This is a genomic window from Mycobacterium gordonae (assembly GCF_002101675.1).
Taxonomy (GTDB): Bacteria; Actinomycetota; Actinomycetes; order Mycobacteriales; family Mycobacteriaceae; genus Mycobacterium; species Mycobacterium gordonae.
On record NZ_LQOY01000241.1, the window covers coordinates 68,641 to 81,582 of the forward strand.

Consider the following 12,942-nt stretch of genomic DNA (forward strand, 5'->3'; position numbering starts at 1 on the left):
ATACGTTGCTGTACCGGATCGCTCGCCTTGCCGTCGAGTTCCCCCGCCGGGTGATCGCCGTGGCAATCCTGGCCATGATCGCTGCGGTGATCTTCGGTGTCCCGGTGATCCAGCACCTTTCGGGGGGCGGAGGGACCGACCCCGGTTCCGAATCGTCCAAGGCCACCGCCTTGCTTTCGCAGAAATTCGACCAGGGCGACATGACCCTGGTGATCGCGGTGACCTCCCCGGACGGTGCGCACCGACCGCAAGCCACCGCCGTCGGCACCGATCTCGTTCGGCGACTCAAGGATTCGCCGGATGTCCGCGAGGTGAAATCGGGGTGGACGGCTCCGCCGGAAGCGGCGCCGGCGTTCTTCAGCCAGGACGGCAAGACCGGGTTGATCGTTGCCGCCATCTCCGGCGGAGAGCGCGACGCCCAGCGAAACGCCATGCGACTGTCAGACGAACTCGTCCACGACCGCGACGGAGTCACCGTGCGCGCGGGTGGGGACGCAGCAGTTTCGTGGCAGGTGAATGCCCAGACACAGAAAGACTTGTTCCTCATGGAGGCGGTGGCGTTGCCGCTGAGCTTTGTGGTGCTGGTCTGGGTGTTCGGCGGTTTGGTCGCCGCGGCGCTGCCGGTGGCAGTCGGCATGTTCGCGATCGTGGGTTCGCTGGCCTCGCTGCGCGCCATCGCGTTGTTCACCGATGTGTCGATCTTCGCGCTCAATCTTTCCGTCGCGATGGGCATGGCGCTGGCGGTGGACTACACGCTGCTGATCCTGAACCGGTTCCGAGATGAACTGGCCGACGGGCAGACCCGCGAGGCGGCGCTGGTTCGCACGATCGCCACCGCCGGCCGCACCGTGTTGTTCTCCGCGCTGACGGTCGCCCTGTCCATGGCGACCATGGTGCTTTTCCCGCCCTACTTTTTGAAGTCCTTCGCCTATGCCGGAACGGCGGTGGTGGTGCTTGCCGCGGCGGCGGCAATCACCGTGACCCCCGCAGCGATCGTGCTGCTGGACAGCCGGCTGGATTCCTTGGATGTGCGCCCGTTGCTGCGGCGAATCTTCTGGGGCTCAGCGGGTCCGAGCCGTTCACTGCAGCGGCGGTCCTGGTATCTGTGGACGAAAGCGGTGATGCGCCACGCGCTGCCCATCGGAATCGCGATCATCGCGCTCCTACTGCTACTGGGTTCCCCGTTCACCCGGGTGCGGTGGGGCTTCGCGGACGACCGGATCCTGCCGACCTCGGCATCGGCGCGCCAAGTGGGTGATATGTTACGCAACGACTTCCCGGACCGCGGAGTGCCCGACATCACGGTCGTACTGCCGGACGCGACCAATCTCAGCGCAGCTGAACTGGATTCGTATGCCGCCGCGCTGTCCCGGGTGCCGGAGGTCAAATGGGCGGCCTGGCTGGGCGGCACGTTCGTCGACGGTCAACGGTTCGGGCCCCCCTCGGCGCCGTACGGACTGCGGGACGGCAGCGCCTTCCTGACCGTCGGCACCACCGCGCCGCTCTACACCTCCGCGTCGACCACCCAGCTGGACCGACTGCACGCCGTCCCCACGCCGAGGAACAGGGCTGTGTGGCTGACCGGTGTGGCGCAAAGCAACCGGGATAGCGTGCACGCGATCGCATCCCGGCTACCGGTCGTCCTGACGCTGATCGCCGTCATCACCCTCACCCTGGTGTTCCTGCTGACCGGAAGTGTGGTGCTGCCCGTCAAAGCCCTGTTCATGAACACGTTGTCGCTGACCGCGGCATTCGGTGCGCTGGTATGGATTTTCCAGGAAGGCCACCTGGGGGGACTGGGCACGGCCGCCACCGGCACACTGGGCGTCCAACTGCCGGTTCTGTTGTTCTGCATCGCTTTCGGATTGTCCATGGATTACGAGGTGTTCTTGATCTCGCGGATCCGCGAGTACTGGCTGGCCTCCGATCAAGGGCCGGCCGCCAATGACGAGAGCGTCGCCCTCGGGGTGGCACACACCGCCCGGGTGATCACTGCCGCGGCGCTCATCATGGCGATCTCGTTCTCGGCTTTGATGGCCGCCCAGGTTTCGTTCATGCGGTTGTTCGGATTCGGCCTGACGGTGGCGGTGGTTGCCGACGCCACACTGGTCCGTATGTTGCTGGTCCCGGCGTTCATGCATGTGCTCGGCCGGGTCAACTGGTGGGCGCCAAAGCCGTTGACCCGTCTGCATGAGCGGTTCGGCCTGCGGGAGGAGCTCAGCCACCCTCGCTAAGGCTGTTCGGCCGCAAGAATTTCGCAAGAATTGCGACAAGATGCGGCAAGCGTCGCGGTGCAGGGTAGGTGTGTCGGCCGCTCGGGCGGCCCGGCCGGGTTTCACCGCAACGCAGGAGGAAATACATCGTGGACACCACTCACCCGCTGACGTTGACGACCGGGCAGATCTTCGCCGGGTTCCGGATTGTCCGGGTGCTGGGCGCCGGCGGGATGGGCACCGTGTACCTGGCGACACACCCGCGATTGCCACGCGAGAACGCGCTGAAGGTGTTGCCGGAGCAATGGAGTGCCGATCCGGTGTATCGCGCCCGGTTCGAGCGGGAAGCCGAATTGGCTGCGGGTCTTTCGCACCCGCACATCGTCCAGGTCCACGACCGCGGCGAGCAGGACGGGCGGTTCTGGCTCTCCATGGACTATGTGCCCGGAACCGACGCCGCGCGGTTGTTGCGCGAAAGATTCTCCGGCGGAATGCCGGTGGATGAGGTGGTCCGGGTCATCGGGGCGGTGGCCTCGGCGCTGGACCATGCCCATCAGCGGGGCCTGCTGCACCGCGACGTCAAGCCCGCCAACATTCTGCTGGAAGACGACGGCCCGCAACCGCGGGGCGTTTTCCTTGCCGACTTCGGCATCGCGCGGCGCATCGACGACGCGGTCGGCCTGACCTCCACGAACATGACGGTAGGGACGGTCAACTACTCCGCCCCCGAGCAACTGCGCGGCGATCCGGTCGACGGGCGTGCCGATCAGTACGCGTTGGCCTGCACCGCATTTCATCTGCTGACGGGTGCACCACCCTACGACGACTCGAATTCGGCGGTGGTGATCGCGCATCACGTCGGTGCCCCACCGCCCTCGATCGGGGCGCTGCGTCCCGAATTGGCCGGGCTGGACGGGGTTTTCGCCACCGCAATGGCCAAGGACCCGGCGCACCGGTTCGGCAGCTGCGGTGAGTTCGCCGATCAGCTGGCCCGGCATGCGGGTCCGGGTTTCGCGTACGCCGGTGAGATTCCGGACGGTCCGGTCCTGCAGTACCCGACGCACCCGTCGCTGAGCGACACGCTGCCCGCTCTGCCGCGAACCACCGACGGTCGCAGCAGACGGATGCGCGTCGTGGTCGCCGCTCTGTTCTGCATCGCACTGCTCATCGGCGGTGGGATCATCGCGGGGGAGAAGCTGATCTCCCACTACCGCTCGAGCGCGGCCGCCAAGACCCCGGTTGTCCTGCCTACCACCACCACTCCCGCACCCAATACAGGGCCGTTCACCGGGTCGTTTCAGGTGGAGTACGGCGTGGTGACCGGCGTCGACGGCCAGCGTGCTGAGAAGCCGGTGCCGCCGACCAGCGAAACATGGTCAGTGCGATCGGTATGCGGTTCCGCCGGATGCGTGGCAACCGCGACCCGGTACGGCGGTGACACCATGCAGGTGCCGGAGATCGTGTTCGACCAGGTGGATGGGACGTGGGTGGCGGTCAGCGTCGGCTCGACCACTTGCGGTAATGCCGAAGGTGAAGTTTGGGAGACGTTTGCGCTGCGGGCGCGGCCGGATGGCACGCTGGCCGGTGAAGCGACCCAGACGATGGCCAAGGGTTGCGCGAACAAGCGGACGGTGACCTTCACCCGCACGGGAGACACCGACGTGAACAGCCTGCCGGATCCGGCCGCCCTGCCCCCACGGGTGAAGTCGCCGGCGGCGGCGCTGCACGGCCGGTACCACCAATTGTCGGTGCAGCCAAACGGTTTCAAAGATCAGGGCGACTACGTTGTCCGGACCGACTGCCTGCGAACCGGTGATCGGTGCGTGAGCCTGCTGCACACCGCGCCGGCCACCGCAATGGTGTTGCTCTACGCCGACGGGAATTGGAACTATGACCGGGAATTCGACGGCACTTGTGGGCGGGGCCGGCAGACGCACGTGAGAATTGTTGTGCCGTTTGCTCTTCCGCAGCCGCTACAAGACCCGATCACGACGCTGACCGGAAATGGGCACGAGGAACTCACGGGCGGATGCCCGAGCACTGACGTGCAGGTGACCTTGACCCGCACCGGCGATTGAGCGGGCAACCGGTCAGCGGGTTTCCGTCGCCGCGATGTGCTGGTGCGCCCGCGGGCTGAACTGGAATCGCCGGCCAGTCACCGACTCGGGAATGACCCGGACATAGTGCGATTTCTCGGAGTCGGTCCAGGGCAGCAGGTGAGCGCGTTCGGCCTCGGCGATGTCGTCGTCGCTGCGCACTGAACGGGCGGTGCCTTTGATGATCACGCTCCAGCCTTCGGCGACGTTGTGATCGTCCACTTCGAACACCACGTTGTTGTTGATCGCGGTGCTGACCAACTTAGTGCCCCCGGCGGTCCGGAACAGAATGGTTTTCCGTTGCACGACGTAGTTCACCGGGAAGATCTCGGGGCGGCCGTCGACGGCGGTCACCAATCGGCCCAACGTCATACTCGCCAGCAGTTGCCAGCATTCGTGCGCGGACAGGATGCTGGCGCCCACGTGGTCGTGGCTTCCGTACGTCATGGCACCAGATTATTGAACGACGGCCGGTCGTCGCGCCTGCCAAAGGTCCTCTCCTGTGCGGGACCAAAGCAGTATCCGCCTCAGGTGACCGCCGTGCCGAAAAGGTGGCCCACGCCGTAGGTAAACGCCAGTCCCGCGGCGCCGCCGATGGTGACGCGCAGCACCGCGCGCCGCACGCTGCTGCCACCGATCCGCGCGCTGAGCGCGCCCGCCAGTGCCAACGCGATCAACACCGCGACGAACGTCACGGGCACCCGCCAGGTTGCGGGCGGTAACAGTATCGCCGCCAGCGGAAGCAGCGCTCCGGCGATGAAAGAGCCGGCTGACGCCGCCGCGGCATGCCACGGATTGGTCAGTTCCTCCGGATTGATCTGCAATTCAGCCTCGGCATGCGCGGCGAACGCGTCATGCGCGGTGAGTTCCTTGGCCACCCGCGCGGCGGTCGTGGGCGACAGGCCTTTGGCCTCGTAGATTGCGGTGAGCTCAGCCAGTTCCGCCTCGGGGGTATCGCGAAGTTCGTGACGTTCCTTGTGCAGCAGGGCTCGTTCACTGTCGCGCTGACTGGACACCGAAACGTACTCGCCCAGCGCCATCGACACCGCGCCGGCCACCAGGCCGGCCAACCCGGCGGTGAAGATCGGGCCGCGGGCGGCGGTCGCTCCGGCCACACCGACCACGATGCCGGCGACGGAGACCACGCCGTCGTTGGCGCCGAGCACCGCGGCCCGCAGCCAGTTCAACCTGCCGGAGGCGCCTTTGCGGTGCGGCTCGGACGGATGAAGTCCCTGTCGGCTCTGTTGTTCGTCAACCACGGGCTAAAGCCAACCGCACCGGCGGCCGTCCCGCCAGCAAGCGCAGCCTCACCGTCGCAACAAGCGCCGTGACCAGTACACCGCCGCGCCCAGGACCAGGAACGCGGCGCCCGCGATCACCGAGGTCAGAGGGAGTGCAAATGCCACGACGACGCAGCCCAGTGCGCCGAACACCGGAATGATCTTCGGCAGCGAACCTTCCTCGGGCCGCAGCGTGAAGGCGGACGCGTTGGCGACTGCGTAGTAGACCAGCACCGCGAACGACGAGAATCCGATCGCACCGCGCAGATCGACCGTGGCCGCCAACGAGGCGGCCACCAGCCCAACCGCAAGCTCGGCCCGGTGCGGCACCGCAAAACGGGGGTGCACGGCGTCGAGTTGACGGGGAAGATGGCGGTCGCGCGCCATGGCCAACGCGGTCCGGGACACTCCCAGCAGCAGCGACAGCAGGGAACCCAGCGCCGCGAGTACCGCACCGACAGCGACGATCGGCACCAGCCAACCCGCACCTGCTATCCGCACCGCATCCACCAAGGGGGTGGCGGTCGAGGCGACGCGCCGCGGTCCGAGCACACCCAGCACGGCGACCGCGACACCGGCATACACCGCCAGCGTCACCGCCAGGGCGATCAGGATCGCCCGCGGGATGGTGCGGGCCGGGTCGCGAACCTCCTCGCCCAGGGTGGCGATGCGGGCGTAGCCGGCGAACGCGAAGAACAGCAGCCCGGCGGACTGCAACACGCCGCCTGCCGAAATGCCATGCCATGTGGTGAGATTCGCGGCGAGGTCGGGCGCGCCGAACACGAACGCGGCTACCACCACGGCGGTCAGCACGAGTAACACCGCCGCGACGATGCTCCGCGCCAGCCACGTCGACTTCTGTACGCCGAGGTAGTTGACGACGGTCAGGGCCAGCACCGAGGTCACCGCCACGACATGCGCGTGGGCCGGCCACGCGTACGTCCCGACGGTCAGGGCCATCGCGGCGCAGGACGCGGTCTTGCCGACGACAAAACCCCAGCCGGCGAGATATCCCCAGAACTCGCCCAACCGCTCCCGGCCGTAGACGTAGGTACCGCCGGACGCGGGATATAGCGCCGCCAACCGCGCCGATGAGCTGGCGTTGCAGTACGCCAGCACACCGGCGGCCGCCAAGCCGATCAACAAGCCGGCCCCGGCGGCCCGCGCGGCGGGCGCCAGCGCCGCAAAGATGCCGGCGCCGATCATGGAGCTCAGGCCGATCACCACCGCGTCGCCGACGCCGAGGGTTCGTCGCAGTTGCTTTGAGGGCTGGCCGCCGGTTGTCACCCGATCACGCTACCGGCTAGCCCGCCGCGGCGAGCAGGTCCGCAAAGGCGTTTTCCATGTATTGCGCAGGGAGATCCGGCACGCCGCGACGAGCGAGTCCGGCGGAAGTTCGCGGTGCCCGTCCAGGCACATGTCGTCACTCCAGCTCAGCTGCTGCACGTCAAGCCCCCTTCGGGCGTCCCGTCTCACGTTCGCAACCAACGCTGCGCCACCGTTGACGCCGGCGTAACAAGATTGCCATCGAACCTACCTACGGTGAGGCGGTCTAGCGTCCGTCAGGCGATGAGCCACGGACCCCCTCAAAGTTAGATAGCGATAGGAACTCAATTGAGCGGAAACGCGGTCCGCCTGCAGGCGATCAACAATGTCGAGGCTTATGTACCCCCGGCGATCAGTTTTGTACCGGGTGAAGCGCCGGGCGAGATCTTCGGCTCCAACGTCTTCACCAAGGCCGAGATGCAGGCGCGGCTGCCGAAATCGGTATTCAAGTCCATCGTGGCCACCATCGAGAAGGGCGCGCCGCTCGACCCCGCGGTCGCCGACACGGTCGCGGTGGCGATGAAGGACTGGGCGCTGGAGAAGGGCGCCACCCACTACGCTCACGTCTTCTACCCGATGACCGGCCTGACCGCGGAGAAGCACGACAGTTTCCTGGAGCCGGTCTCCGACGGCGCGACACTGGCCGAGTTCGCCGGCAAGACATTGATCCAGGGCGAGCCCGATGCGTCCAGCTTCCCGTCCGGCGGACTGCGCAGCACCTTCGAAGCGCGGGGCTACACCGGCTGGGATGTGACCAGCCCGGCCTACATCCTGGAGAATCCGAACGGCAATACGCTCTGCATCCCAACGGTATTCGTCTCCATGACCGGTGAGGCGCTGGACTACAAGACTCCGCTGCTGCGCAGCCAGCAGGCCATGGGCATTCACGCCGAGCGCATCCTGACCCTGTTCGGGCATCAGGACCTGAACAAGGTCGTGTCCTTCTGCGGGCCCGAGCAGGAGTACTTCCTGGTCGACCGGCACTTCTTCCTGGCGCGGCCCGACCTGATCAACGCCGGGCGCACGGTGTTCGGCGCCAAGCCACCCAAGGGCCAGGAGTTCGACGACCACTACTTCGGCGCGGTTCCCGAGCGTGTCCTGGGCTTCATGATGGACACCGAGCGGGAGCTGTTCAAACTCGGCATTCCGGCCAAGACCCGGCACAACGAGGTGGCCCCCGGCCAGTTCGAGGTGGCGCCCATGTTCGAGCGGGCCAACATCGCCTCCGACCATCAGCAACTGCTGATGACGATCTTCAAGACGATCGCCAAGAAGCACGGCATGGAGTGCCTCTTCCACGAGAAGCCGTTCGCCGGCGTGAACGGTTCCGGCAAGCACGTGAACTTCTCGGTGGGCAACTCCGAGCTGGGGTCGCTGCTGGTGCCGGGTGACACCCCGCACGAGAACGCGCAGTTTCTGGTGTTCTGCGCGGCGGTGATCCGCGCCGTGCACAAGTTCGCCGGTCTGCTTCGGGTGTCGGTCGCCTCGGCCACCAACGACCATCGGCTGGGCGCCAACGAGGCCCCGCCGGCGATCATCTCGATCTTCCTCGGCGAACAGCTTGCCGACGTGTTCGAGCAAATCGCCAAAGGCGCGGCGACGTCGTCAAAGGGCAAGGGCACCATGATCATTGGTGTCGACACACTGCCCCACCTGCCGACTGACGCGGGGGACCGCAACCGCACCAGCCCGTTCGCGTTCACGGGCAACCGGTTCGAGTTCCGGGCGCCGGGGTCCGGGCAGACGGTCGCGGTGCCGATGATCGTGCTGAACACGATCATGGCCGACTCGTTCGACTACATGGCAACGATCCTCGAGCAGGCTGTCGCCGACGGTGAGGATTTCGATGCCGCGGTGCAGAAACTGCTCACCGACGTCATCACCGAGCACGGCGCGGTGGTGTTCAACGGCGACGGCTATTCCGAGAACTGGCAGATCGAGGCCGCCGAGCGCGGGCTGCCGAATCTCAAGACCACCTTGGATGCCATCCCGGAGCTGATCAAGCCGGAAGCGGTGGCGGTCTTCGAGAAGTACGGCGTCTTCAACGAGCGCGAATTGCACAGCCGTTACGAGGTACGCCTGGAGCAGTACGCACTGACCATTGCGGTCGAGGCGAAGCTGGCGCTGGAGATCGGCACCACGGTCATCCTGCCGGCCGCCGTGCGCTACCAGACGGAGCTCGCCCAGAATGTCGCCACCCTCAAGGCCGCCGGTGTGGAAGCGAGCACCGTTGCGCTGGAAGCTGTTTCGGCTCCGCTAGCCGACTTGACCGCCGCGCTGGCGATGCTGAAGGCCGCATTGTCCAACCACTCGGCGAGCTCGGCGCTGGATGAGGCGACACACGCTCAGAAGGAACTGCTGCCGGCGATGGAAGCGGTGCGGGCCGCGGCGGACGCGCTGGAAGGCGTCGTGGCCGACGACCTGTGGCCGTTACCCACCTACCAGGAGATGCTCTACATCCTCTGAGAGACCGTCGTCGGGCGTGGGGGCCGGCCGCAACAGCGGACCGGTGATTCCCGGCCCTCACGTCCGGCGACTTCCGTCCTTCCAGGTGGCCGGCATCATCGGGACCGCCGGCGCGTCGGTGAACGATCCGCCGGCAAGTCTGGTCAGCCCACCGGCGGCGTCGATGCTGGATGTCCTTGCGGTGCCGGTGAATCCCAGCGGTCCGGCACCGGTGTGCGAGTGCGATGCCCACGCTTCGTCCGGGGGGCAAGCGTCATCGAGAGTCAGGAACTCGTCGCGGTAGCCACGGCTGTCGAGTTGGGCGCGCCGGCGTCTGCCGGCCGTGACCGTATTGGCGGGGGCCGCGGCGTGCGCCGCGGCCGGCCGCGACGCCGGTGCGCTTGCCGTCGCCCGATTGTGCTGCGCAGGGCCGGATGTCGGGCCGGGTCCCGGTCCACCGACAAGGTAGGCGTGCGCGTGCGCCGGGATCGACGGGGGCGCACTCGCGGTGCCGCTTGCCGGCACCTGCTGGACCGGCCCGGGTGCCGGGGCGGCACCGGCCGTCGCCGTGACCGGTGCGGCGCCAAGGCCGCTGACGGGTATCACGCTGTCGGCGACAACGGCAGGCACCTCAGCGGCACCTGCGGCCACTGTTTCGGGAAGGACGCACAGCGCCGACAGCCCGAGTGCCAGCGGAATGGCGGCGAAACCGGGCGCCGAGACGACGGTGTAAATCGGCGAGCCCAATAGGGCAAACGTGGCGGCGTAGGCGAACACATAGATCAGGGGAAGCCAGGTGGTCAACGCCGTCGCCGGATTCGTGGCGAAGTCCGCGACGATCTGCACCAGCGTGCCGAACGGATTGGTGACCAGCGCCTTGAGTACCCGGTACATGCTCGAGAAATGCTCGGACCAGGCCAGCGCTGCTTCGACGGGATCGGTGGGCGGAATCTTCGCGGCCTCTGCCGCCAGCACCGGGGGCGCCGGTTGGGTTGGTGCCACCGCCGCCCGAGCGGAATCCGAAAGCGCTTGATAGACCGTCATTATGGTGGCGGCCTGTACCCACATGCGGGCATAGTCCGCTTCGTTCAGCGCGATCGGGATCGTATTGATGCCGAAGAAGTTCGTCGCCACCAGCACGCCGTGCACCGCATGGTTGGCCGCCAGTTCGGCCAGGGCCGGCATCGCCTCCACCGCCGCGGTATACGCGGCCGCAGCCACCTCATGCTGGGCGGCGGCGCCGGCGCTCTTGGCGCTGGTCTGCATCAGCCAATCCAGATACGGCAGGTGTGCGGCCGCGTAACGCTCCGCCGTCGCGCCGTCCCACGCCCCACCGTGCAGCGCTGCGATCGCCGCCGAGAGTTCCGCCGCGACCGCGGCGAACTCGGCGCTGAGAGCCTGCCACCCCGATGCGGCTGCCAGCAAAGACCCCGTTCCCGGACCAGCGCTCAACAGCTGCGAGTGAACTTCCGGGGGCGCCGCCATCCACGCCGTCATCGGGTACCTCCTCGGTCGAAGCATTCCTCGGGCGAAAGTTAGTATTGGGTAACCTAACTTAGCTTAGGGTTACCTTTCCAGCTTTCACAGGAAGTGCTTAGGCGCGCCGCCCGCCGGTTGGCAAAGCGCGCCTCGTCGTAGCCGAAACCATTAGCCTTATGCCTGGCACGCCACCGCGTACTCATGTCCGGCGCAGGTCATGGTCGGGGGCGCGACGGCACCTCGGATCTAGGCTGCGCGAAAGGTGGGTGAGGAGTCGGCGATGGGTGACACGTCCGAGGGTTCGCGGGTGGGGACGCAGTTCGGGCCATACCGGTTGCGGCGCCTGGTGGGGCGCGGAGGCATGGGTGACGTATACGAGGCCGAGGACACGGTGCGGGAGCGCGTCGTCGCTCTGAAACTGATGTCGCAGTCGCTGTCGAAGGACCCGGTTTTCCGCACCCGGATGCAGCGCGAGGCTCGCACTGCCGGGCGGTTACAGGAACCGCACGTCGTGCCGATCCACGACTACGGCGAGATCGATGGTCAGCTGTATGTGGATATGCGCCTGATCGACGGCAAAGACCTGGCCGCCATCTTGAAGCGTTATGGTCCACTCACTCCACCGCGCGCCGTGGCGATCATCCGGCAGATCGGCGCGGCGCTCGACGCAGCGCACGCCGCCGGAGTGACACATCGCGACGTCAAGCCGGAGAACATTCTGGTCAGCGCCGACGACTTCGCCTATCTGGTCGATTTCGGCATCGCCAGCGCGGGTAACGACGAGAAGCTCACCCAGATCGGCAGCACGGTCGGAACCCTCTACTACATGGCGCCGGAGCGGTTCGGCGAGGCCGAAGAAGTGACCTATCGGGCCGATATCTACGCGCTGGCCTGCGTGTTGTACGAGTGCCTGGCCGGTTCCCCTCCGTACCGGGGTGACCAGCTCAGCGTGATGGGCTCGCATCTCAACCAGCCGGTTCCGCGGCCCAGTGTCGCGCGCCCGGGTATCCCGCCGGCCTTCGACCAGGTGATCGCCCGGGGGATGGCCAAGAACCCGGCCGACCGCTATCCCACCTGCGGGGACCTGTCGGCGGCGGCCTACGAGGCGCTGGCCACGCCCGACCAGGACCGCGCCGCCGACATACTGGAACGCAGTCAGGTCGGGGAACTGCCACCACAGTTCGCCAATCAGACACCCGGAAGTTTCGCGGCCACGCAGCCGCCCCCGGTGCCACCGGGAGCACAGTGGCAGGCTCCGATGCCGGGAACACAGCCCGCGGCCCAGGGCGGCGCGGCGCCGACACCATGGGCCGGCACCCACGGCTGGGCGGCGACGCCCGCCGGCGCCGGCGGCGCGCCGCCGTGGGGTCAACCGCCGCCACCACGTCCGGCCGGCCTGCTGCGCAAGCCTTGGTTCTGGGCAGGTTTTGCGATCGCCGTGATCGTGGCCGTCGCGGGCGGGCTGATCGTCGGCTTCGCCCAGCCCAAGCACGCCACGTCACCGTCGAAATCGTCGACGCCGCCAGCGGCCCCCGACGCGGTGCAACTCAACGTGCTCAATGACGGCGTGTTCATCGGCAGCTCCGCTGCCGTCGCGACGATCGACGTCTTCAACGAACCGATCTGCCCGCCGTGCGGGGCGTTCATCAGGTCATACGCCAGTGACATCGACACCGCGGTGAACAACAAGAAACTCGCGGTGCGCTACCACCTGCTGAACTTCCTCGACGAGCAGTCGCACACCAAGAACTACTCGACCCGCGCCGTCGCAGCCTCGTATTGTGTTGCAGCGCAGAATGACCCGAAGGTCTACACCGGCTTCTACGCCGCCCTGTTCGGCAGTGACTTCCAGCCGCAGGAAAACGCACCCGCGGATCGCACCGACGCGGAGCTGGCGCATCTGGCGCAGACGGTGGGAGCCAACAGCACCGCCACCAACTGCATCAAGTCGGGCGCCGACCTCGGCACCGCCCAAACCAAGGCCAACAACGCCAGCGCCTCGCTGGCCGGGTTCAACGCCAATGGCACGCCGTTCGTGTGGGACGGCAGCAGCGGAGTGGACCTGCAGAATCCGAACTGGCTGACGAAACTGATCGGATGAGG

The 12,942-nt window shown here is 67.1% G+C and carries 8 protein-coding genes; 4 read left to right on the plus strand and 4 right to left on the minus strand.

What is annotated here, in order from left to right; all coding sequences use genetic code 11:
- Positions 1 to 5: 5 nt before the first annotated feature.
- Together AWC08_RS30745 and AWC08_RS30750 are read left to right on the plus strand one after the other, a co-directional pair.
- The gene (locus AWC08_RS30745; protein WP_069432865.1) at positions 6 to 2,234 is read left to right on the plus strand and encodes an MMPL family transporter; all 2,229 of its coding nucleotides are present in this window, start codon (positions 6 to 8) and stop codon (positions 2,232 to 2,234) included.
- 128 nt (positions 2,235 to 2,362) lie between these two features.
- Positions 2,363 to 4,291, plus strand: coding sequence for a serine/threonine-protein kinase (locus AWC08_RS30750; protein WP_069432866.1), 1,929 nt, complete (start codon positions 2,363 to 2,365; stop codon positions 4,289 to 4,291).
- Positions 4,292 to 4,303: 12 nt separating this feature from the next.
- Here the strand turns inward: AWC08_RS30750 and AWC08_RS30755 are convergent, their stop codons facing one another.
- From AWC08_RS30755 to AWC08_RS30765, 3 genes are all read right to left on the minus strand, one after another.
- Positions 4,304 to 4,756: a pyridoxamine 5'-phosphate oxidase family protein gene (locus AWC08_RS30755; protein ID WP_065137165.1), complete on the minus strand. Its 453-nt coding sequence runs from the start codon at positions 4,754 to 4,756 to the stop codon at positions 4,304 to 4,306.
- A gap of 80 nt (positions 4,757 to 4,836) precedes the next feature.
- Positions 4,837 to 5,568, minus strand: coding sequence for a VIT1/CCC1 transporter family protein (locus AWC08_RS30760; protein WP_065137166.1), 732 nt, complete (start codon positions 5,566 to 5,568; stop codon positions 4,837 to 4,839).
- A 48-nt stretch (positions 5,569 to 5,616) separates the two neighbouring features.
- A complete protein-coding gene (locus AWC08_RS30765) occupies positions 5,617 to 6,876 on the minus strand; it encodes an APC family permease (protein ID WP_069432867.1) in 1,260 nt (419 codons plus the stop codon).
- 327 nt (positions 6,877 to 7,203) lie between these two features.
- On the opposite strand from AWC08_RS30765, the gene AWC08_RS30770 reads away from it, so the two are divergent.
- Positions 7,204 to 9,381, plus strand: coding sequence for a glutamine synthetase III family protein (locus AWC08_RS30770; RefSeq protein WP_069432868.1), 2,178 nt, complete (start codon positions 7,204 to 7,206; stop codon positions 9,379 to 9,381).
- Positions 9,382 to 9,438: 57 nt separating this feature from the next.
- Here the strand turns inward: AWC08_RS30770 and AWC08_RS30775 are convergent, their stop codons facing one another.
- On the minus strand, positions 9,439 to 10,857 hold the full coding sequence (locus AWC08_RS30775; RefSeq protein ID WP_069432869.1) for a PPE family protein: 1,419 nt from the start codon (positions 10,855 to 10,857) through the stop codon (positions 9,439 to 9,441).
- A gap of 262 nt (positions 10,858 to 11,119) precedes the next feature.
- Here AWC08_RS30775 and AWC08_RS30780 point away from each other — a divergent pair, with 262 nt between their 5' ends.
- The gene (locus AWC08_RS30780) at positions 11,120 to 12,940 is read left to right on the plus strand and encodes a serine/threonine protein kinase PknE (protein ID WP_069432870.1); all 1,821 of its coding nucleotides are present in this window, start codon (positions 11,120 to 11,122) and stop codon (positions 12,938 to 12,940) included.
- Positions 12,941 to 12,942 lie beyond the last annotated feature (2 nt).

Coding starts and splice junctions, on each gene's coding strand:
- AWC08_RS30755 (WP_065137165.1), bottom strand. CDS start 4,756: ATGACGTACGGAAGCCACGACCACGTGGGCGCCAGCATCCTGTCCGCG.
- AWC08_RS30775 (WP_069432869.1), bottom strand. CDS start 10,857: ATGACGGCGTGGATGGCGGCGCCCCCGGAAGTTCACTCGCAGCTGTTG.
- AWC08_RS30780 (WP_069432870.1), top strand. CDS start 11,120: ATGGGTGACACGTCCGAGGGTTCGCGGGTGGGGACGCAGTTCGGGCCA.